Here is a 21,413-nt window from a genome sequence, read left to right as displayed (position 1 = left end):
AGATGTCGAGCACGCCGATATCGATGCCCGCGCGGCGGAGCAGGTGCCGCTGATCCTTGTCGAGATGCCCCAGCGCCGAATCAAGGTCCGTGCGCGCGATCACGCCGCCAGCATCGGCAAGCTGCGCGAAGACGGCGCGCACTACGGCAGGCACTTGAGGATCGGATGCGCTTGCCGCCATTTTCGTGAGCGGGAGGAGATGCTTTTCCTTCTGCGCTTCGAACCATGCGGAGAGACGAGCGGCAATCTGCTTCTGCACATCCTGTCCCAGCGCCATGAGCGCGCGATCCAGCCGCAATTCCGGGGCCAGCAGCGACGGACCGGCCAGCAGCGCGGCCACGGCATTCTCCTGCCAGCTGATGCCGGGCGCCTGTCCGGCTTCATCCATGAGCGCGAAATCAGTGTCGGGCGCGCCCAGCAATTCGTCAGCCTTCACTCGCAATATCCTTCCAAGGCGGCGCTCCGCCGCCGCCAGCAGCATCTTTCTATCCTGATGCCGCGTAGCCGGATCGACCGAGAAACGAAATCCGTCAAGTCGCCCAATCGTCTCTCCATCGACGCAGACTGTCCCATCCTGATCGATTTCGACCGGCAGATTGCTGGCATCCTGCCCGATGTCGCGCAGGAGGACGGCGGTGCGGCGGTCGACGAAACGCTGCATCAGCGCGGCGTGAAGCGCGTCGGACAGCCTTTCCTCCAGCGCGCGGGTGCGCTCCGCCATTTCCGCCGGATGGGCGAGCCAGTCGGCGCGATGCGCGATGTAGGACCAGGTGCGCGCCGCCGCGATCCGGCCTGACAGGATGTCGATGTCGCCCTGAACCGAATCGAGGCGGGCGATCTGCTGAGCGAACCAGTCGCGCGGGATATGGCCGTGGCCTTCGGACAGGAAGCGCCAGATGCGGCTGACGGTGCGGGCATGATGATCAGCGCCCAGCTTCTGGAAATCGGGGATGCCGCAAGCCGCCCACAGCCGCTCGACCTGTTTCTTGCCCCTTGCCCGTTCCCCGACCAGCGGATCGTCCGCCAGCCGTTTCAGCACCGCAAGGTCCACAGCCTCCGGCGCGGCGGTGAGTTCGGGGCGATCGGGCCGCGCTTCAAGGTCCGCGATCAGGTGGCCGACGCTGTCCATTCCCGGCTGGCCGTCGCGCCAGTAAAGGCGGTCTATGGGGGGAAATCTATGCGCCTCGATCGCCTCGATCTCTTCGGGCGTGAAGGCAGCGTCGCCATCTTCATGCCCCAGGCTGCCAAAGGTGCCGTCCTGATGATGGCGGCCCGCCCGCCCGGCGATCTGCGCCATTTCCGATACGGTCAGCCGCCGCGTGCGCCGCCCGTCGAACTTGCGCAGCGATGCGAAGGCAACATGCGCGACATCGAGGTTGAGCCCCATGCCGATTGCGTCGGTGGCGACCAGATAATCCACCTCGCCATTCAGGAACATCTGAACCTGCGCATTGCGGGTGCGCGGCGACAGTGCGCCCATGACCACCGCCGCGCCGCCCCGGAACCGGCGCAGCATTTCCGCGACGGCATAAACCTCCTCGGCGGAGAAGGCGACGATGGCAGAGCGGCGGGGGAGGCGGGAAAGCTTCTTCGCGCCCGCATAGGAGAGGGTGGAAAAGCGCGGGCGGCTGATGATTTCCGCTTCCGGCACGAGCGTCTTCACGACCCGGCTGATACTGGCCGACCCAAGGATCATCGTTTCCTCGCGGCCCCGTGCGCGCAGCAGCCGGTCGGTGAAGACGTGCCCGCGCTCCGGGTCGGCGCCAAGTTGGGCTTCGTCCAGCGCGACGAAGGCGAAATCGCCAGGGCCGCTGGCCGTGGCTCTGGCCTCCCGGCCCCCGCCGACCGGCATGGATTCGGCCGTGCACAGATAATAAAGCGCGCCTTGCGGCAAGATCTTCTCTTCGCCGGTGATCAGCGCGACCTGGCTAGGCCCCTTGATCGCGACCACCCGGTCATAGACTTCGCGGGCCAGCAGGCGCAGCGGGAATCCCATCATGCCGCTGGAATGACCGCACATACGTTCGACGGCGAGATGCGTCTTGCCGGTATTGGTGGGACCCAGCACGGCGGTGACGGGCGATCGGGCGAACTGGGCCATGATCCTCTCTATGTCGGGGAGGGTGGAGACAAGGGCAAGGGGAAAGCGGTGGGCCTCATCTCCTTTTCGCCGGATATTCAGGCGTTGAACGATTGAAGGGCACGTTTCGTCGCGCGGAGCGGCAGGAAAAAGGCATCTTTATTTGACTTTAACCCTATGCCTTCACAACAGTGCCGACGAACGCGCGGCGGGGGTCGTGCGGGTTGATGCCCTCGGGGGGCCTTTTAAACGTGTTTCATGGCAGCCAGTTCGGTCCTCAACAGGGGGGCGCGTCCGCGTCCTTGTGGGCGTTGGACGCCATCGGCAAGGGCAGCGCTCCTGCCAGCGAGCAGCGCGACTGGCGCACCCGCCTGCGCGATTGGGCAGAAGATGTCGAACTGGTTCCCGACCTTGGCCAGCGGGTCGGCAGCCTCACCTGGTTCAGGGGCTTGGCGACCTGTTTCGGCCTGTGCGCAGCGGCCCTTTATCTCTCCCCCGGCTTTCACTCGTTGCCGGGCGAGCCGCAGCCTCTGCTCGCCCAGCCGCAATTCGACGAAGTGCGCAGCCAGATGATCACCCCGCTGGCGCTGGGCGCGGACAGCGGACGGCGCATGGGGCCAACGGACGCGGTGCAGCCGCTGCGCGAGACGCCGGAGCGTCCGCAGATCGAATTGCGCGCCCAGATCGGCAGCAGCGATTCGCTGGGTCACGCGCTCTCCCGCGCCGGAGTCAGCAGCGGCGACGTCGCCACGGTCATGAGCATGGTCGGCGGCGACATTGCGGTGGGGGTCAAGCCGGGCACGCCGCTCGACATCATCCTTGGCCGCCGCGCCAGCCGCGACAGGCCCCGGCCGCTCGACCATCTCGGCTTCCGCGCACGGCTCGATCTCGCGCTTGAGGTGAACCGCGTTGGCGGAGTGCTGCAAGTGAAGCGCACGCCGATCCATGTCGACAACACGCCGTTGCGAATCCAGGGCGTCATCGGCGACAGCATCTATCAGTCGGCGCGCGCGGCGGGCGCTCCGCCCAAGGCGATCCAGTCCTTCCTGCGCGTCATTGCCCAGCAGATCGATCTGGGATCGGTCCGCGCGGGCGACCGCTACGACATCATCACCGAATATCACCGCGCTGAAACCGGCGAGGCGGAGGTCGGCGACCTGCTGTTCGCTGGCCTGCGCCGTGCCAGCGGGCGCGGGATCGACATGCTCAAATGGACGAGCGAGGGACGCAGCCAGTGGTTTGAGGCTTCGGGCGTCGGCGAGCGGCGCGGCGTGCTGTCCGCGCCCGTCTCCGGCCGCATGTCTTCGGACTTTGGCATGCGCCGCCACCCGATATTGGGCTATACCCGCATGCATGCCGGCATCGACTTCGCCGCGCGCTACGGATCGCCCATCTATGCCGCGACGGATGGCGTCGTGTCCTATTCGGGACGGCATGGCGGCCACGGCAATTATGTGCGGCTGGAGCATGGCAACGGCCTGGCGACCGGCTATGCGCATATGAGCCGCATCGCCGCGCGCTATGGCCAGCGGGTGCGGCAGGGGCAGGTGATCGGCTATGTCGGCTCCAGCGGCCTGTCGACCGGGCCGCATCTGCATTATGAGCTTTACCGCAACGGCCGCACGGTCAATCCGCTGTCGGTCAAGTTTACGACGACCGCGCAACTGGCGGGCCGCGAGCTGGCGGCGTTCCGCGCGCGGCTGGCGCAACTGAAAAGCCTGCGCATCGGATTGCCGGGCGAAATGGCGAAGAATGCCCGCCCGGCGCCGCAACAGGTCGCGCTCGTCAATTAACCGCTTTGCGTTCCGATGCCGCTTCGCTAGGCGGCGGGAATGACCAAGGCCGCCGCCATCCTGCTTGCCGGTTCGCGTCCCGGCACCGACCCGCTGGCCAAGGCGGCGGGCGTGGCGATCAAGCCGCTTGCGCCCGTGGCGGGGGAGCCGATGATCAACTATCCGGCGCGCGCCCTGCTGGCGCATCCCGCGATCGGCAAGCTGATGATCCTGACGCAGACGCCGTCCCTCTTGACCGGTGATCCGGCGACGGCTTGGCTGGGTGAGCATCCGTGCGTGATATTCGAGCAGAGCGGCGCGGGGATCGCCTCCACGCTGATGGCCCTGCTGGACCGGCCGGACGTAACCTTCCCCTTGCTGGTGACGACGGCCGATCATGTGCTGCTGGGCCCGGCGATGCTGGACCAGTTCGTGCGGGAAGCGGAGGGGGCGGACATGGCCGTCGCCATGGTGGAGCGCGCCACATTGCTCGCCCGCTATCCGGATTCGCGGCGCACCTGGCTCAAGTTCCGCGATGGCTGGTGGTCCGGGGCCAATCTCTTCTGGTTCGGCAGCGTCAAGGCGCGGCCTGTGGTCGCGCTGTGGCAGGAGGTGGAGCAGGATCGGAAGAAGGGGTGGAAGATATTGTCCGCCTTCGGGCCGGTCGCCCTGCTGGGCGCGATGCTGCGGATATCGACCCTGCGGGGCGGGATCGCGCGGGTGGGGCGGCGCTTTGGCCTCATCGCGCGGCTGGTGGCGATGAACCGGGCAGAGGCCTGCATCGATGCTGACAAGCCGGACGATGTGGCGCTGATCGAACGGATATTGGGCGAAAGGCGCGGCTGAGCCGCCGATCGCGCCTTATCCGGCCAACTGTTCGCTTTTGCCCTTTGATGGGTAGCAAAGAGCGAGATCAGCCGCTAAGGGCTTCGCCTGCGCGAGCCGAACGATTATCGGCGCGGATGGAGGACATCGTAAACCCATGGCCGAATTCTCTCTGCCCAAGAACAGCAAGATTTCCGGTAAGGGCGTGACCCACAAGGCGCCTGACGGTGCAAGCAACGTCAAGAGCTTCAAGGTCTATCGCTACGATCCCGACTCGGGGCAGAATCCGCGGTACGACACGTTCGAGATCGATCTGGACAATTGCGGCCCGATGGTTCTGGACGCGCTGCTGAAGATCAAGAATGAATATGATCCGACGCTGACCTTCCGCCGGTCCTGCCGCGAAGGCATTTGTGGTTCCTGCTCGATGAACATGAATGGCAAGAACGGCCTTGCCTGCACCACCGCCATTGATGAATGCGCGGGCAAGGAAGTGCGGATCACGCCGCTGCCGCACATGGACGTGATCAAGGATCTGGTGCCCGACTTCACGCACTTTTATGCGCAGTACAACTCGATCAAGCCGTGGCTGCAAACCGTCAGCCCCGCACCCAGCGGCAAGGAGCGGCTCCAGTCGCCCGCCGACCGTGAGAAGCTGGACGGCCTGTATGAGTGCATCCTGTGCGCCTGCTGTTCGACCAGCTGCCCCAGCTATTGGTGGAATTCGGACAAGTTCCTGGGCCCTGCGATCCTGCTCCAGGCCTATCGCTGGCTGGCCGATAGCCGCGACGAATATACCGGCGAGCGGCTGGACGAGCTGGAAGATCCGTTCCGCCTCTATCGCTGCCACACCATCATGAACTGCGCCAATGTGTGCCCCAAGGGTCTCAGCCCCGCCAAGGCGATCGCTGAGACCAAGAAGATGATGGTCGAACGGCAGCTTTGATGCAGTGAGCGGTGATGCTGAGCCTGTAAGCCGGGTGCCGGACGGCCCCTGGGCTGGCTGGCTGCGATGGAGCGATCCGGTGCCGGGGACATTTCTCGGCACGTCGATCGGCCCCAGCTATTCGCGCGGTGATGGCGAACGCCGGGCGACGGTGATGCTGGAAACCCTCCAGTCGCACGCCAACCGCAACGGCGCGCTGCATGGCGGCTTCCTCGCCGCTTTTGCCGATCATGCCTATTTCGCCGCGCTGGCCGCGGTGGGCCGGCCGGAACAAGCCGCGGCGGTGACGGTCGATCTTTCCATGCAATATTGCGGATCGGGTGAAATCGGGCGGCCGCTGCGCGCCGATGTCGAGATATTGCAGGAAACCGGGCGGCTGTTTTTCATGCGCCTGACCCTCCATCAGGACGACAGGATGGTGGCGGCGTCGACCGCGACGGTGCGCAAGGTGCCGACGCCCAGATGAGCAGCGTGATCGAGCGTTACCGCGCGCTGGTGGCTGCTGGCGAGCTTCGGGCCGACCGCGATCAGGAAGCCGCCGCGACGAGGCTGGACCAGTTGCAGCAGCAGCTTGAAGCCGCCGCGCCGCGCACGTCCTTCCTGTCGCGGCTGCTCGGCAAGCAGGCGGAAGCCCCGCGCGGCCTTTATATGTGGGGCGGCGTGGGACGGGGCAAATCCATGCTGATGGACCTGTTCTTCGACACGGTGCAGATCGATCGCAAGAAGCGGGCGCATTTCCACGAATTCATGCTGGACGTGCATGCCCGGCTGGCCGAAGCGCGCAAGTCGGAAAAGGGCGATCCCATCCCGCCAGTGGTAGATTCGCTGGCGGACGAAGCGCGGCTGCTGTGCTTTGACGAGATGGTCGTCAACAATATGGCCGATGCCGCGATCATGTCGCGCCTGTTCGCGGGGCTGCTCGACCGGCAGATGACCGTCGTCACGACATCGAACCGGGAACCGGGCGAGCTTTACAAAAATGGCCTTAACCGCCAGCTTTTCCTGCCCTTCATCGACTTGATCAAGGAGCGGCTGGACGTGCTGCCGCTGAACGGGCCGACCGATTACCGGCTCGATCGCCTGGGCGACGCGAAGCTGTGGCATTCGCCCAACGGCGCCGAAGCGACCAAGGCTTTGTCGGAAGCCTTTTTCCGGCTGACCGATTATCCGGTGGAGGATCGCGCGAAGGTTCCGGCGGAGGACATTGCGGTACAGGGCGGCCGCACGCTGCACGTGCCAAAGAGCCTCAAGGGCGTCGCCGTCTTCTCCTTCAAGCGGCTTTGTGCGGAGGCGCGCGGCGCGCCCGATTATCTCGCTATCGCACGCCGCTTTCACACGGTGATCCTGGTCGGCATTCCGGTGCTGGGCCCGGAAAAGCGCAATGAGGCGGCGCGCTTCGTGACCCTGATCGATGCGCTATACGAGTATAAGGTGAAGCTGCTCGCGTCCGCCGATGCGGAGCCCGCGAGGCTTTATCCAGAAGGCGACGGGGCCTTCGAATTTGAGCGCACCGTGTCCCGGCTGATGGAAATGCAGTCGGACGATTATCTGGCGCTGGGTCACGGGCCCAAATAGCTCCGGCTGGCCGACAGAAGACGCGGCTCGCCTATTTATCCTTGTCTTGAAATGGCCCGGACGCTTCCCCAAGGGAGGGAAGCGCCCGGCAGGTGGCCTCTGCGGGAATGGCCGTGCGTCAGGGTAGGAACACGCGCCGACAGGGCAAAACCGCTCTTAATGAAACTGCGAATGAATTGCAAAGATAATTTGGCAGCGGGGCTCATCCGCGGTTGAAACCTTAACGATATCGGCCTAAGCGGGCGGGCAATTCCTTGTTTTCCGTGATTGGAGGATGATTGCACATGGCCCGTAAGAAGATCGCGCTCATCGGCGCTGGCAATATCGGCGGTACGCTCGCGCATCTCGCCGCCTTGAAGGGCCTGGGCGACATCGTCCTCTTCGACGTGGTGGAAGGCGTGCCGCAGGGCAAGGCGCTGGACCTGTCGCAATGCGGCCCTGTCGAAGGTTTCGACGCGAAGATCACCGGCACCAACGACTATGCCGACATCAAGGACGCCGACGTCATCATCGTCACCGCCGGTGTCGCTCGCAAGCCGGGCATGAGCCGCGACGACCTGCTGGGCATCAACCTCAAGGTCATGAAGGCTGTAGGCGAGGGCATCAAGAACAACGCCCCCAACGCTTTCGTCATCTGCATCACCAATCCGCTCGACGCGATGGTGTGGGCGCTGCGCGAATTTTCCGGCCTGCCGCACAACAAGGTCGTCGGCATGGCGGGCGTGCTGGACTCGGCGCGCTTCAGCCACTTCCTGGCCGAAGAGTTCCAGGTATCGGTGAAGGAAGTGAACAGCTTCGTTCTGGGCGGCCATGGCGACACGATGGTTCCCGTGGTGCAATATTCGACCGTCGCCGGTATCCCGATCCCCGACCTCATCAAGCAGGGCCGTTCCACCAAGGAGCGTATTGACGCAATCGTGCAGCGCACCCGTTCGGGCGGCGGCGAGATCGTCGGCCTGCTCAAGACCGGTTCGGCCTTCTACGCGCCCGCGACGAGCGGCATCGCCATGGCTGAGGCCTATCTGTTTGATCAAAAGCGCCTGCTGCCCTGCGCTGCGCACCTGACCGGCCAATATGGCGTCGACAACCTCTATGTCGGCGTGCCCGTGATTATCGGCAAGGACGGTGTCGAGCAGGTGGTCGAGATCGAACTCGACGCCGAAGCCAAGTCGAACCTCCAGGTGTCCGTCGATGCCGTCAAGGAACTGCTGGACGCCTGCAAGGGCATCGATTCCTCGCTGGCCTGACGGCTCGCGTCCTAACGACCTGCACCGGTCCGCTTCAGGTAAGTGCGCAGCCTGACGCGGGCCGCCCTAACTCAAAATGCCACGCCATTGAGATGAAGGGGCGATAATGTCCATTCTGGTGAACAAGAACACCAAGGTCATCACTCAGGGTATGACCGGTGCCACTGGCACCTTCCACACGGAACAGGCGCTGGCCTACGGCACCCAGATGGTCGCGGGCGTGACTCCTGGGAAGGGCGGCACGAGCCATATCGGCCTGCCCATGTACGACACGGTTGCCGAAGCGAAGGCGAAGACGGGCGCGGATGCGTCGGTGATCTATGTTCCGCCGCCATTCGCCGCTGACTCGATCCTGGAAGCGATCGACGCCGAAATCCCGCTGATCGTCTGCATCACCGAAGGCATTCCGGTGCTCGACATGGTGCGCGTGAAGCGCGCGCTTTCGGGCAGCAAGTCGCGCCTGATCGGCCCGAACTGCCCCGGAGTCCTGACCCCTGACGAATGCAAGATCGGCATCATGCCCGGCAGCATCTTCAAAAAGGGTTCGGTCGGCGTCGTGTCGCGTTCCGGCACGCTGACCTATGAGGCCGTGTTCCAGACCTCCAACGCGGGTCTGGGCCAGACCACGGCTGTCGGCATCGGCGGCGATCCGGTCAACGGCACGAACTTCATCGACGTGCTGGAACTGTTCCTGGCGGACGACGCCACTCAGTCGATCATCATGATCGGCGAGATCGGCGGCGATGCTGAGGAGCAGGCGGCGCAGTTCCTGATCGACGAAGCCAAGCGCGGCCGGAAGAAGCCGATGGCTGGCTTCATCGCTGGCCGCACGGCGCCTCCGGGCCGCCGCATGGGCCATGCCGGCGCAATCGTGTCGGGCGGCAAGGGCGACGCGGAAAGCAAGATCGCCGCGATGGAAGCCGCGGGCATCAAGGTTGCGGCCAGCCCGTCGGAACTGGGCTCGACTCTGGTCGAAGTTCTCAAGGGCTGAATCTAGGCCTGACAAGGCGGCCGGGCTGCACCCCGGCCGCTTGTTACCCCCGATCCGTGACTGCACGCGGATGGCATGGGACGCTGGAAAATGGGTTACGAGAATCAGGATTTCGAAGTCGAACAGGGGCCGAGCTGGGCTCGCAGCAACTGGCCGCTGAGTGAGACGGATGACCTGACCGGGGCGATGGACCCGACGCAGATGCAGGTCGCGGTGAAGGCGGCGGCCAAGGCTTCGGGCAAGGCGGTCACGGATGCGGACGCCGTCAGCGCGGCCGACGACGCCATCCGGGCGCAGATGCTGATCCGCACCTATCGCGTGCGTGGCCATCTGGCTGCCAATCTTGACCCGCTGAGCCTGTCCCAGCGTAACCTGCCTGCCGACCTGACGCCGGAATATCACGGCCTTAATGACCCTGAGAAGAAGGTCTATCTCGGTGGTTCTCTCGGCCTTCAATATGCCACCGTGCGGGAGATCGTTGCGATCCTGCGCGCCAATTATTGCGGCAATGTCGGCCTTGAATATATGCACATCGCGGATGTGGAGGAGCGCCGTTTCCTGCAAGACCGCATGGAGGGCAAGGACAAGGAAATCCAGTTCACGCCCGAAGGCAAGAAGGCGATCCTGTCCAAGGTCATCCAGGCCGAACAATATGAAAAGTTCCTGGGCCGCAAATATGTAGGCACCAAGCGTTTTGGCTTGGACGGCGGCGAGTCCATGATCCCGGCTCTTGAAGCCATCATCAAATATGGCGGAGCGCTGGGCGTTCGCGAGATCGTCTACGGCATGGCCCATCGCGGCCGCCTGAACGTGCTCGCCAATGTGATGGCCAAGGGTTTCCGGGTCATCTTCCACGAATTTTCAGGCGGCACCGCAAATCCCGAGGATGTCGGCGGTTCGGGCGACGTGAAATACCACCTTGGCACGTCGACTGACCGTGAGTTTGACGGCGTCAAGGTCCATATGTCGCTGGTCCCCAACCCGTCGCACCTTGAGACGGTCGATCCCGTCGTGCTGGGCAAGGTTCGCGCGCAGCAGACATTCCGGGACGATCTGGGCAGGCACGAGCAGGTGCTGCCGGTACTGATCCATGGCGACGCGGCCTTCGCCGGGCAGGGCATCGTTTGGGAATGCCTCGGCTTTTCGGGCGTGTCCGGCTACAATACTGGCGGATGCATCCACTTCATCGTCAACAATCAGATCGGCTTCACCACTTCGCCCCAATTCTCCCGTGGCTCGCCCTATCCGAGCGACGTGGCGAAGGGTGTTCAGGCGCCGATCCTGCACGTCAATGGCGACGATCCCGAAGCCGTGACCTTTGCGTGCAAGCTGGCGATCGAATATCGTCAGACCTTCCATCGCGACATCGTGATAGACATGTGGTGCTATCGCCGTTTTGGCCATAATGAAGGCGACGAGCCCAGCTTTACCCAGCCGCAGATGTACGCGAAGATCCGCCAGCATGCTCCGGTCAGCGACGTCTATTCGGCGCGGCTGAAAGCAGAAGGCGTGGTCGACGACGATTTCGTCACGCAGGTGACGGGCGACTTCGTCAATCATCTGGAGGAAGAGTTCGAGGCGGCCAAGAGCTACAAGGCGAACAAGGCCGACTGGTTCGCCGGGCGCTGGTCGGGCCTGCACAAGCCCGCTGACGCGGAAACCGCGCGGCAGAATGTCGAGAGCGCAATCAGCCAGAAGCTGTTCGACAGCCTGGGCAAGACTCTGACCACCATTCCCGAAGGTCATAATGTCCACAAGACGCTGCGCCGCGTGATCGACGCCAAGGCGGAGATGTTCAAGACCGGCGAGAATTTCGACTGGGCGACGGCGGAGGCGCTGGCCTTCGGATCGCTGCTGTCGGAGGGCTATGGCGTCCGTCTGTCGGGCCAGGATTCAGGCCGTGGCACCTTTAGCCAGCGCCATGCCGTCTGGGTGGATCAGGACAACGAGAGTAAATATATTCCGCTGTCGACCGTCCCCCACGGCCGATTCGAAGTGCTTGACAGCCCATTGTCGGAATATGGCGTGCTGGGCTTTGAATATGGCTACGCGCTCGCTGACCCCAAGAGCCTGGTGCTGTGGGAGGCGCAGTTTGGCGACTTCGCCAACGGCGCGCAGATCATCTTCGACCAGTATATCGCATCGTCAGAAACCAAGTGGCTGCGGTCTAACGGCATCGTCTGCCTGTTGCCGCACGGCTATGAAGGGCAGGGGCCTGAACATAGCTCGGCGCGTCTGGAACGCTTTCTCCAGCTTTGCGCCGAAGGGAATATCCAGGTCGCCAACTGCACGACGCCAGCCAACTATTTCCACATCCTGCGGCGGCAGATGCTGCGGCCGTTCCGCAAGCCGCTGATCATGATGACGCCCAAGTCGCTGCTGCGGCACAAGATGGCTGTCAGCAAGACGCAGGATTTCCTGGGCGAAACGCACTTCATGCGCATCCTGTCGGACATCAATCCGGCGCCGGATGCGGAAACGAGGCGGCTTGTCCTTTGTTCGGGCAAGGTGGCCTATGATCTGATGGAAGCGCGCGACGCGGCGGGTGACAAGGACACCCAGATCATCCGCATCGAACAGCTCTATCCCTTCCCGACCGAGGCCCTTGCCGTGCGCCTGAAGCGCATGACGAACCTGGAGGAGGTGATCTGGTGCCAGGAAGAACCGCGCAACAACGGCGCCTGGTTCTTTGTCGAACCCTATATCGAGGAAGCACTGGCACAGGCGGGCAGGGCTCCGGCGCGTGCGCGCTATGCGGGACGCAAGGCGTCCGCTTCGCCCGCTACCGGGCTTGCCAAGCGCCACGTCGCCGAACAGGGCGCGCTCGTCGCCGATGCGCTGGGTCACAGCGTTCGTGAAGAAATCCGCCGCCAGAAGAAAGGCTGACACAGCTCATGGCTACCGAAGTCAAAGTCCCCACCCTGGGCGAATCCGTTACCGAAGCGACAGTTGGCCAGTGGCTGAAGAAGCCCGGCGAGGCGGTGAAGGCCGACGAGCCGATCGTCAGCCTGGAAACCGACAAGGTCGCCGTTGATGTGCCTGCGCCGGTCGCCGGAACGCTGGGCGACATCATCGCCAAGGAAGGCGATACGGTGAATGTCGGCGCGTTGCTGGCGATGATCAACGAAGGCGCTGCCGCAGCCTCGGCTCCTACGACTGCTGCTCCCGCTCCGGCCGCCAAGGCGGAAGCCGTTGCGCCTGCGCCTGCCGCGTCGGCTCCGGCCGATGAGGAGGAGGGCGGCAACCTCACCCTGTCCCCTGCCGTGCGCCGCCTGGTGCTGGAGCATGGGCTGGACCCGAGCAAGATCAAGGGTAGCGGCAAGGACGGCCGTCTGACCAAGGACGATGTGATGGCCGCTGTCGCCGCGGGCACGGCCAAGGCGACCGCTTCGGCTTCTGCCGCAGCGCCCGCCGCCGAAGCGCCTGCCGCTGGCCCGAGCCGCAAGCAGGAGCGCGTCAAGATGACTCGCCTGCGCCAGACGGTGGCCAAGCGCCTCAAGGAAGCGCAGAACACCGCGGCGCTGCTTACCACCTATAATGACGTCGACATGACCAACGTCATCGAGGCGCGCGCCAAATATAAGGACCTGTTCGAAAAGAAGCACGGCGTGCGCCTTGGCTTCATGGGCTTCTTCACCAAGGCCGTCTGCATGGCGCTGAGGGACATTCCCGGCGTCAATGCACAGATCGAGGGTGACGAGATCGTCTATAACGACTTCGCCGATATCTCGGTGGCAGTGTCCGCCCCGAACGGCCTGGTCGTACCGGTCATCCGCAACGCTGAATCCTTGAGCGTTGCCGACATTGAAAAGACGATCGGCAGCTTCGGCAAGAAGGCCAAGGAAGGCACGCTGACCATGGACGATATGAAGGGCGGCACCTTCACCATCTCCAATGGCGGCGTGTTCGGATCGCTGCTGTCGAGCCCGATCATCAACCCGCCGCAGTCGGCCGTTCTGGGCCTGCACCGGATCGAGGATCGTCCGGTTGTCCGCGACGGTCAGATCGTCATCCGGCCGATGATGTATCTGGCGCTCAGCTATGACCATCGCCTGATCGACGGCCGCGAAGCCGTGACCTTCCTGGTCGCGGTGAAGAACGCGATCGAGGACCCGACCCGGCTGCTGATCGACCTGTAAGATCAACCTATCGTCCCGTTCGGGCTGAGCCTGTCGAAGCCCCGTCCTTCCTACAGGACAAAAGAAGAAGTAATGCCCTTTGACAGGCTCAGGGCGAACGGAGATTGGTATGGCAGACTTCGATTATGATGTCCTGGTGATCGGCGCGGGCCCGGGCGGCTATGTGGCCGCGATCCGTGCGGCGCAGCTGGGCCTAAAGACCGCATGTGCTGAAAGCCGCGAGACGCTGGGCGGCACCTGCCTCAATGTCGGCTGCATCCCGTCCAAGGCGCTGCTGCATGCTTCCGAGCTGTATGAGGAAGCCGCGAACGGCGCGCTCGCCAAGCTGGGCGTCAAGATCGACAAGATGAGCCTCGACCTCGACACGATGCAGGGGCAGCGCAAGGATGCGGTCAAGGGCCTGACCGGCGGCATCGAGTTTCTGTTCAAGAAGAACAAGGTCGACTGGTTGAAGGGCCGCGCCAGCTTCACCGGCGCAAACACGGTCGAGGTGGCGGGCAAGACGGTGACGGCGAAGAATATCGTCATCGCCACCGGATCGTCCGTCACGCCGCTGCCCGGCGTCGAAGTGGATAATGACAAGGGCCTGATCGTCGATTCCACCGGCGCGCTGGAGCTGGACAAGGTGCCCGATCACCTTGTCGTCATCGGCGGCGGCGTCATCGGGCTGGAACTGGGTTCGGTCTGGCGCCGTCTGGGCGCGAAGGTCACGGTGGTCGAATATCTCGACCAGATCCTGCCCGGCATGGACGGCGAAGTCCGTAAGGAAGCGCACAAGATCTTCAAGAAGCAGGGCTTCGAATATAAGCTCGGCACCAAGGTGATCGGCGCGCAGGCGCATAAGAAGGGCGTCACCCTGACGGTCGAACCGGCGGCCGGTGGCGCTTCGGAAACGATCGAAGCCGATGTCGTGCTTGTATCCATCGGTCGCCGCCCGAACACGGAAGGCCTTGGCCTCGACAAGATCGGGCTGGAACTGAATGGCCGTGGCCAGATCGAGACGGATCATGACTTTGCGACCAAGGTGCCGGGCGTTTGGGCGATCGGCGACGTGATCCCCGGTCCCATGCTGGCGCACAAGGCCGAAGATGAAGGCATTGCCGTTGCGGAAAACATCGCCGGCCTGACCGGCATCGTGAACCATGATGTCATTCCGTCGGTCGTCTATACCAGCCCGGAAATCGCGGGCGTGGGCCTGACCGAGGAAGCGGCCAAGGAAAAGGGCGCGATCAAGGTCGGCAAGTTCCCGATGCTTGCCAACAGCCGGGCGAAGACCAATCACGAACCCGATGGCTTTGTGAAGATCATCGCCGATGCGGAAACCGACAAGGTGCTGGGCGTGTGGATCATCGCCTCCGTGGCGGGAACGATGATCGCGCAGGCGGCCCAGGCGATGGAATTCGGCGCCTCCAGCGAGGACATCGCCTATACCTGCCACGCGCACCCGACGCATAGCGAGGCGATCAAGGAAGCAGCGATGGCCGTTACCGGCAAGCCCATCCATATGTAATCGGCCGCCGCTGCGGCAAGGACGAAAAAGGCCGCTCCTGACGAGCGGCCTTTTTCATGTCAGGCGTGGATGATGGCGGGAGCAGAGGGACGAGGTGGCGCTTCTGGCGAGGAAAGGGCGCGCCGCACGCAGACCCGGTTCCGCCCTCGCGATTTCGCCTCATACAGCGCCTTGTCCGCGCGGGCGATGGTGTCATGGATCGAGGTGTCGGCGTGCTGTACGGTGGACAGGCCGAAACTGGCGGTCACCTTGCGGGTGATCGGCAAGGTTGAGCCGATCTCGCGCGTGAAGCCTTCGCGCACGTCGTCGGCGATCGCGGCGGCGCGGGCGGCATCGGCGCCGGGGAGGAAGAGGACGAATTCCTCGCCGCCGAAGCGGGCGCTAATCCCGTGGTTGAGCGCGGCTTCTTCCAGCCGCCTGGCCAGCGCGATGATGACCCGGTCGCCCAGGGCATGGCCGAATTCGTCGTTCACAGCCTTGAAATGATCGATGTCGCAGACGATGAGGCTGCCCGAACGGGCTTTCGAGCGTAGCTGTCCCACTGCCTCATCGAAGCCACGGCGGTTGAGCAAGCCCGACAGCGGGTCGATCATCGCCTGGCGTTCATAGCGGGCCAGCAGATCGAAGACCTGGGTTGCGAGCGCCGCCAGAGCGAGGAACAGCCCGAATATGCAGGCAAGCGCCTGTGTCAGGAAAGCATATTCGCTGCCCAGAAAGGCGGTTCCCTGGGTGATGGTGATCGGGACGGTGCTGCCCCTCACCAGATGGTCGAGGGCGACCAGCACGGCCGCGCCGAACAGGATGCGGTCGGCTCCGCTTTTCAACCGGGCGCGCGCAGCGACCAGCGGAAGGGCGGTCAGCAGGAAGCAGCCGAAATCGGACGCAGCCAGTTCCAGCGGCAGATTGTCGATGGCGATGGCCGTGGTGCAAAGCAGGCAGGACAGCCCCCAGATGGCGATGCGGGCCGACAGCAGCCAATAGGGCCGCCAGCGCTGGAGCAGCGCTTCGCTGAAGAACAGGAATCCGGTCGCGAACAGCAGGTCGGCGAGCAGACTCCACACAGGGGCGGCGACGGCGGCATAAGCAAGGGGAACGGAAAAGCCAGCGCTGACGCAAAAATAGGCGGCGCTCCACCAGCCTGCGACACGTATGCCCCGGCTATAGAGCGCGAGGAATGCGATGCTGAAGCTGGCCATCATGACGGGCAGGAAGAAAGCGAAATTTTCTCCCATGCCGGTCGCCTCATCCTTCACTAGCTGGTGATTGCCGCCTGACTAATGCAGCCAGAGTTGCGCCTATAATCTGAGGCTTAACAAATACTTCCAGAATGGAACGATTATTCGTCCGATATGGACATAATCGGCCGCTCAGCAGCTAGACGGCCAGCTTTCAAGCAACGGCAGCAGTTCATCGAAATGATGGATCACTGCGTCGGCCTCCAGATTTTCGACCGGGCCGTCAAGGAATCCGAAGCTGACGGCAATGCTGGGGATCGCAGCATTGCGCGCGCCCGCAATGTCGTTGATCGTGTCGCCCAGGAATATCGCCCTGCCGCCGCCCGCGCGCGCCACCATTTCCAGGATGGGGGCAGGATCGGGCTTGGACACGTGCAGCGTATCGCCGCAGACGATGCTGGCGAAGCGGTCCGACAAGCCGATCTGGTGCATCAGCGGAATGGTGAAGCGCTTCGACTTGTTGGTGCAGATCGCCAGCTTCACGCCTGCCTGGTCCAACTGGTCCATCGCCGCGATCAGGCCGGGATAGGGAACGGAGTGGATGGCGAGATTCTGCTCATAATAATCGAGCAGGACTGGCAAGGTTGTGGCGATCAGTTCGTCATCGTATCCGCCTGACGACGTCAGCGCGCGTTGCAGCATCACCTTTGCGCCTTTTCCGACAAAGGGCTGGATGGCTTCGACGGCGAAAGGCGGGCGATCGATGGTGGCGAGCGCATAGTTGACCGCCGCAGCCAGATCGCCGCTGGTATCGAGCAAGGTGCCGTCCAGGTCGAAGCCGACGACGTCAAAGGGAATCCGTGACATGGCCGGGCTCATGCGGCCTGGACGGTGGCAAAGGCAAGTCAAACGTGGCAGAGAGCCTCCAGATTCTTGGCCTCTTCATCTTTCAGGAAGGACGCGTTCCCCGTGACCGCCACCCGCCCCGTCGCCGTCATCATCCTTGCCGCCGGACAGGGAACGCGCATGAAATCCGCCAGGCACAAGGTGCTGCATCCCGTCGCGGGACGGCCCATGCTGCTCCATCTGCTTGCAAGCGTTTCGGAACTGAAGCCTGAACGGCAGGTCGTGGTGGCCGGGGCCGGACGCGAGCAGGTGGAGGCGGCGGTCGCGGGCACGGGGGCCGTGATCGCGGTGCAGGACAAGCAGCTGGGCACCGGCCATGCGGTCGCGCAGGCGCATGACGCGCTCGCTGGTTTTGCTGGCGACATCCTGATCCTTTACGGCGATGTGCCGCTGGTGCGGGCTGAAACGATGCGCGCGATGCTGGACCGGCTGAACCAGGGTGACGAGCCGCGTGCCGTGGTCCTTGGCTTCCGCCCTGCCGATGCCGCCGCTTATGGCCGGATCATCGCCGATGGCCAGGGCGTCATTGAAAAGATGGTTGAATATAAGGATGCCGATGCGGCGGAACGCGCAGTGACGCTCTGCAATTCCGGGTTGATGGCGGTGCGTTCGACCGACCTGTTCGTGCTGCTCGACAAGATCGGCAACGATAATGCGGCAGGCGAATATTATCTGCCGGACATCGTCATGTTGCCCGGCGCGCAAAGCGCAGTGATCGAAGCGGAGGCGTGGGAAGTGGCAGGCGTCAACAGCCGCGCCGAAATGGCCAGCGTGGAAGCGGATTGGCAGGACCGCCGCCGTGCGGAAGCGATGCGCGACGGCGTTACGCTGGTTGCGCCGGATACCGTCTTCTTTGCGTATGATACGGTTCTGGGCCGCGACGTCCTGATCGAGCCGAATGTCGTGTTCGGCCCCGGTGTCACGGTGGCGGACAATGCCACCATCCGCGCCTTTTCGCATCTGGAAGGCGCGGATGTCGGGGTGGGGGCAGAGGTCGGACCTTATGCGCGGTTGCGGCCGGGAGCCAAGGTCGGCCCCAAGGCGAAGGTCGGTAATTTCGTCGAGATCAAGAAAGCGGAACTGGGCGAAGGCGCGAAGGTCAATCACCTCTCCTACATTGGCGACGCCATCATCGGCGCTGGCGCGAATGTCGGGGCGGGAACGATCACCTGCAATTATGACGGCTTCTTCAAATATCGTACGGAGATCGGCGCGGGAGCCTTTATCGGGTCCAACAGCGCGCTAGTCGCGCCGGTGAAGATCGGCGACGGCGCGATCGTGGGCGCGGGCAGCGTGGTGACGAAGGATGTCGAGGCCGACGCCCTGTGTCTCGTCCGGCCAGCGCAGAATGCCAAGCCGGGCTGGGCCAGCCGCTTCAGGGCGAAGATGCAGGCGCGCAAAGCAGCCAAGTGAGGAGTATTTCCCGGACTAGGCGCTGGCTGGCGGCGTTTCTGATCGCGTTGCTGCTTGCCATCGGCTTTGGCCTTTGGCTGCTGGACAATGCGCGCGCCATGCCGGTCGTGCGGCGTCTGGATGTCGCCCTGCCGTTTCCCAAGGATGCGCCACGCCGGGCGGTGAGCGTCGCCCTGATCACGGACACGCATTTGTCGGGGCCGGACAACAGCCCGGAGCGGATGGCGCGCATCGCCGGAATGGTGAATGGCCTCAAGCCCGATCTGATCGCGCTGGGCGGCGACTATATCGGCGATGACAAGGGTGGCGCGACCTATGATGCATTGCAGAGCATCGCTCCCTTTGCCGCTCTACGCGCGCCGCTGGGGGTCGTCGCGATATTGGGGAACCATGACGCGCGCCACCATTCGCTGGCTGGGCGGAAGGAGTGGCGCACCCTGTTCGCCCGGATCGGCATTCGCCTGCTGGACAATCAGGCCGTACGGCGGGGGCCTCTGGCGATCGGGGGCCTGCGGGACCTGTATACCGGCAGGCCGGACATTCCCGGCACCTTGGCGGCGATGAAGGCGCTGGGCGGCGCGCCGGTGATCCTGTCGCATGGCCCCGACATCCTGCCCGCCTTGGCCGACCGGCTGTCGCTGACCTTGGCCGGGCATACGCATTGCGGGCAGGTTGCGCTGCCTTTTCTGGGCATCGTCTATGTCCCTTCGCGGCTGGGAAAGCGCTTTGCCTGCGGTGCCTATCATGAGGGAAAGAGGACGCTGGTGGTGTCGGCCGGTGTCGGCACCAGCGGCCTTCCCATCCGCATGCTCGCGCGCCCCGATATCTGGCTGGTCACAATTCGTCCGCAGTGATGTGACAGGCCATTGTCGCTTGCCGCCCGATCATGGTAGCTGCGGCTGCGGCGGCTTCCAGCCGTCTGTTTTTCAGCTTTTGGGGCATCCGAATCCATGTGTGGCATCATCGGAATCATCGGCAAGGACGACGTGGCGGAACGGCTTGTCGAGGGGCTGAGGCGGCTGGAATATCGTGGTTATGACAGCGCGGGCGTGGCGACCATCCACGATGGCGCGATCGAGCGGCGGCGCGCGGAGGGGAAGCTCGCCAATCTGGTGAAGGAGCTGGACCGCGATCCGTTGCCGGGGACGACCGGGATCGCCCATACTCGCTGGGCGACCCATGGCGCGCCGACGACGAACAATGCGCATCCCCATGCCACGAAGGAAGTGGCGCTCGTCCACAACGGCATCATCGAGAATTTCAAGGCGCTGCGGGAGGAGCTTACGGCGCGCGGCCGGGTGTTCGACAGCGAGACGGACACGGAAGTCGTCGCCCATCTGGTGAGCGAACTGGTGGAGCAGGGGATATCGCCCAAGGACGCGGTGGCGCAGGTGCTTCCCCGGCTGCATGGCGCGTTTGCGCTCGCCATCCTGTTCCGCAGCAGCCCAGACATGCTGATCGGCGCGCGGCTGGGTTCGCCGCTGGTCGTAGGATATGGCGATGGAGAAACCTATCTGGGCTCCGACGCGCTGGCGCTGGCACCTTTGACGCAGCGCATCGCCTATCTGGAAGAAGGCGACTGGGTGATCGTCACCGCCGGGGGCGCGGAGATTTTCGACAGGGACAATAATCCTGTCGAGCGGCCCATCACCATTTCCGGCGTGACCGGCGAGCTGATCTCCAAGGGCAATCACCGCCATTATATGCTCAAGGAGATTTACGAGCAGCCCGTGGTCGTCGCGCAGACGCTGCGGTCCTATCTGCGCCGGATGGAGGATCAGGTGTCGCTGCCGGTGCCGGACTTCGATCTGGGCGCGATCCGGCGAGTCACCATCGTCGCCTGCGGCACCAGCTATTATGCGGGCATGGTCGCCAAATATTGGTTCGAACAGTTCGCCCGCGTGCCCGTCGACATCGATGTGGCGAGCGAGTTCCGCTACCGCGCGCCGGTGATGGAGGATGGCGGCTTGATGATCGTCATCAGCCAGTCGGGCGAGACGGCGGACACGCTGGCGGCGCTGCGTCACGCGCGGAGCGAAGGGCAGAAGATCGCCGCCGTCGTCAACGTGCCGACCAGCACCATGGCGCGGGAGGCCGACCTGCTGCTGCCCACCCATGCCGGGCCGGAAATCGGCGTTGCGTCCACCAAGGCCTTCACCTGTCAGCTTGCGGTTCTGGCCGCCTTTGCCGCCAATCTTGCCAGAGCCAAGGGCAGGCTGGACGGGAAGGCCGAGAAGGAACTGGTGCGGCATCTGGCCGAAGCACCGGCCGCGCTGAACGCCGCGCTGGCCTATGACGAATCGATCGAGGCGATGGCGCATCTGGTCGCGGGAGCGCGGGACGTGCTCTATCTGGGGCGGGGGCCGGATTACCCGCTGGCGCTGGAAGGGGCGCTCAAGCTCAAGGAAATCAGCTATATCCACGCCGAAGGCTATGCGGCGGGCGAGATGAAGCATGGGCCGATCGCCCTGATCGACGACAAGGTGCCGGTGATCGTCCTCGCGCCCAGCGGCCCGCTGTTCGAAAAGACCGTCAGCAACATGCAGGAGGTGCAGGCGCGGGGGGGCAAGGTGGTGCTGATCTCCGACTATGACGGAGTGCAGGCGGCGGGCGAGGGGTGCATCGCGACAATCACCATGCCCAAGGTCCACCCGCTGATCGCGCCGATGGTCTATGCGGTGCCGGTGCAGTTGCTGGCCTATCATGTCGCCGTGGCGAAGGGCACGGACGTCGATCAGCCAAGGAACCTGGCCAAGAGCGTCACGGTGGAGTGACGCTACTCCTGTTGATGCGGTGATCGTCCCTGTCATCCGCCTTCATCGTTCGCCTGAGCT

At 64.0% G+C, this 21,413-nt stretch carries 16 protein-coding genes; 13 read left to right on the top strand and 3 right to left on the bottom strand.

Annotation, left to right across the window (positions count from 1 at the left end):
• The coding region (locus tag L288_RS28200) for a helicase-related protein (protein WP_021237522.1) at positions 1-2,101 on the bottom strand (2,101 nt) is incomplete at its 3' end.
• A 230-nt stretch (positions 2,102-2,331) separates the two neighbouring features.
• Here L288_RS28200 and L288_RS28195 point away from each other — a divergent pair.
• The 10 genes from L288_RS28195 (at position 2,332) to lpdA (ending at position 15,085) form a co-directional block, all read left to right on the top strand.
• Positions 2,332-3,873 (top strand): M23 family metallopeptidase, encoded by a 1,542-nt coding sequence (locus L288_RS28195; protein ID WP_456242878.1) that lies wholly within the window; start codon positions 2,332-2,334, stop codon positions 3,871-3,873.
• Positions 3,874-3,912: 39 nt separating this feature from the next.
• Complete coding sequence (locus L288_RS28190; protein WP_021237520.1) at positions 3,913-4,698, top strand: NTP transferase domain-containing protein; 786 nt, start codon at positions 3,913-3,915, stop codon at positions 4,696-4,698.
• Between the two features lie 136 nt (positions 4,699-4,834).
• Positions 4,835-5,623 (top strand): succinate dehydrogenase iron-sulfur subunit, encoded by a 789-nt coding sequence (locus L288_RS28185; protein WP_021237519.1) that lies wholly within the window; start codon positions 4,835-4,837, stop codon positions 5,621-5,623.
• A gap of 4 nt (positions 5,624-5,627) precedes the next feature.
• Positions 5,628-6,089: a PaaI family thioesterase gene (locus tag L288_RS28180; protein ID WP_236613005.1), complete on the top strand. Its 462-nt coding sequence runs from the start codon at positions 5,628-5,630 to the stop codon at positions 6,087-6,089.
• Positions 6,086-7,198 carry a cell division protein ZapE gene (gene zapE / locus L288_RS28175; protein ID WP_021237517.1) on the top strand — a complete coding sequence of 371 codons (1,113 nt, stop codon included), beginning with the start codon at positions 6,086-6,088 and terminating at the stop codon, positions 7,196-7,198. Before L288_RS28180 ends, zapE begins: the two co-directional genes overlap by 4 nt.
• Positions 7,199-7,482: 284 nt before the next feature.
• Positions 7,483-8,445 carry a malate dehydrogenase gene (gene mdh, locus L288_RS28170; RefSeq protein ID WP_021237516.1) on the top strand — a complete coding sequence of 321 codons (963 nt, stop codon included), beginning with the start codon at positions 7,483-7,485 and terminating at the stop codon, positions 8,443-8,445.
• A gap of 106 nt (positions 8,446-8,551) precedes the next feature.
• Positions 8,552-9,436, top strand: a complete 885-nt coding sequence (gene sucD, locus L288_RS28165; RefSeq protein WP_021237515.1) for a succinate--CoA ligase subunit alpha — start codon at positions 8,552-8,554, stop codon at positions 9,434-9,436.
• Between the two features lie 90 nt (positions 9,437-9,526).
• Complete coding sequence (locus tag L288_RS28160; RefSeq protein ID WP_021237514.1) at positions 9,527-12,322, top strand: 2-oxoglutarate dehydrogenase E1 component; 2,796 nt, start codon at positions 9,527-9,529, stop codon at positions 12,320-12,322.
• Between the two features lie 8 nt (positions 12,323-12,330).
• Positions 12,331-13,575: a 2-oxoglutarate dehydrogenase complex dihydrolipoyllysine-residue succinyltransferase gene (gene odhB / locus L288_RS28155; protein WP_021237513.1), complete on the top strand. Its 1,245-nt coding sequence runs from the start codon at positions 12,331-12,333 to the stop codon at positions 13,573-13,575.
• Between the two features lie 109 nt (positions 13,576-13,684).
• On the top strand, positions 13,685-15,085 hold the full coding sequence (gene lpdA, locus L288_RS28150) for a dihydrolipoyl dehydrogenase (protein WP_021237512.1): 1,401 nt from the start codon (positions 13,685-13,687) through the stop codon (positions 15,083-15,085).
• Between the two features lie 59 nt (positions 15,086-15,144).
• On the opposite strand, the gene L288_RS28145 is transcribed toward lpdA, so the two are convergent.
• Both L288_RS28145 and L288_RS28140 read right to left on the bottom strand, forming a co-directional pair.
• Positions 15,145-16,317 (bottom strand): GGDEF domain-containing protein, encoded by a 1,173-nt coding sequence (locus L288_RS28145; protein WP_021237511.1) that lies wholly within the window; start codon positions 16,315-16,317, stop codon positions 15,145-15,147.
• A 135-nt stretch (positions 16,318-16,452) separates the two neighbouring features.
• Complete coding sequence (locus tag L288_RS28140) at positions 16,453-17,127, bottom strand: HAD family hydrolase (protein WP_021237510.1); 675 nt, start codon at positions 17,125-17,127, stop codon at positions 16,453-16,455.
• Between the two features lie 159 nt (positions 17,128-17,286).
• On the opposite strand from L288_RS28140, the gene glmU reads away from it, so the two are divergent.
• The 3 genes from glmU (at position 17,287) to glmS (ending at position 21,353) form a co-directional block, all read left to right on the top strand.
• Positions 17,287-18,579 (top strand): bifunctional UDP-N-acetylglucosamine diphosphorylase/glucosamine-1-phosphate N-acetyltransferase GlmU, encoded by a 1,293-nt coding sequence (gene glmU, locus L288_RS28135; RefSeq protein ID WP_236613006.1) that lies wholly within the window; start codon positions 17,287-17,289, stop codon positions 18,577-18,579.
• Entirely contained in the window at positions 18,576-19,433 is an 858-nt protein-coding gene (locus L288_RS28130) for a metallophosphoesterase (RefSeq protein ID WP_031304069.1), read from the top strand. The genes glmU and L288_RS28130 overlap by 4 nt, the downstream gene beginning before the upstream one ends.
• A gap of 96 nt (positions 19,434-19,529) precedes the next feature.
• The gene (gene glmS, locus L288_RS28125) at positions 19,530-21,353 is read left to right on the top strand and encodes a glutamine--fructose-6-phosphate transaminase (isomerizing) (protein ID WP_021237507.1); all 1,824 of its coding nucleotides are present in this window, start codon (positions 19,530-19,532) and stop codon (positions 21,351-21,353) included.
• The last annotated feature ends 60 nt before the right edge of the window (positions 21,354-21,413 follow it).

Origin of the sequence: Sphingobium quisquiliarum P25 (assembly GCF_000445065.1) — a bacterium.
In the GTDB taxonomy this organism is placed as follows: Bacteria; Pseudomonadota; Alphaproteobacteria; order Sphingomonadales; family Sphingomonadaceae; genus Sphingobium; species Sphingobium quisquiliarum.
The sequence above is the reverse complement of the archived record's forward strand: the minus strand, read 5'-3'. Positions and strand labels throughout refer to the sequence as shown.

Coding starts and splice junctions, on each gene's coding strand:
- odhB (WP_021237513.1), top strand. CDS start 12,331: ATGGCTACCGAAGTCAAAGTCCCCACCCTGGGCGAATCCGTTACCGAA.
- mdh (WP_021237516.1), top strand. CDS start 7,483: ATGGCCCGTAAGAAGATCGCGCTCATCGGCGCTGGCAATATCGGCGGT.
- sucD (WP_021237515.1), top strand. CDS start 8,552: ATGTCCATTCTGGTGAACAAGAACACCAAGGTCATCACTCAGGGTATG.
- glmS (WP_021237507.1), top strand. CDS start 19,530: ATGTGTGGCATCATCGGAATCATCGGCAAGGACGACGTGGCGGAACGG.
- L288_RS28140 (WP_021237510.1), bottom strand. CDS start 17,127: ATGTCACGGATTCCCTTTGACGTCGTCGGCTTCGACCTGGACGGCACC.
- L288_RS28145 (WP_021237511.1), bottom strand. CDS start 16,317: ATGGGAGAAAATTTCGCTTTCTTCCTGCCCGTCATGATGGCCAGCTTC.
- L288_RS28160 (WP_021237514.1), top strand. CDS start 9,527: ATGGGTTACGAGAATCAGGATTTCGAAGTCGAACAGGGGCCGAGCTGG.
- zapE (WP_021237517.1), top strand. CDS start 6,086: ATGAGCAGCGTGATCGAGCGTTACCGCGCGCTGGTGGCTGCTGGCGAG.
- L288_RS28185 (WP_021237519.1), top strand. CDS start 4,835: ATGGCCGAATTCTCTCTGCCCAAGAACAGCAAGATTTCCGGTAAGGGC.
- glmU (WP_236613006.1), top strand. CDS start 17,287: ATGAAATCCGCCAGGCACAAGGTGCTGCATCCCGTCGCGGGACGGCCC.
- lpdA (WP_021237512.1), top strand. CDS start 13,685: ATGGCAGACTTCGATTATGATGTCCTGGTGATCGGCGCGGGCCCGGGC.
- L288_RS28190 (WP_021237520.1), top strand. CDS start 3,913: ATGACCAAGGCCGCCGCCATCCTGCTTGCCGGTTCGCGTCCCGGCACC.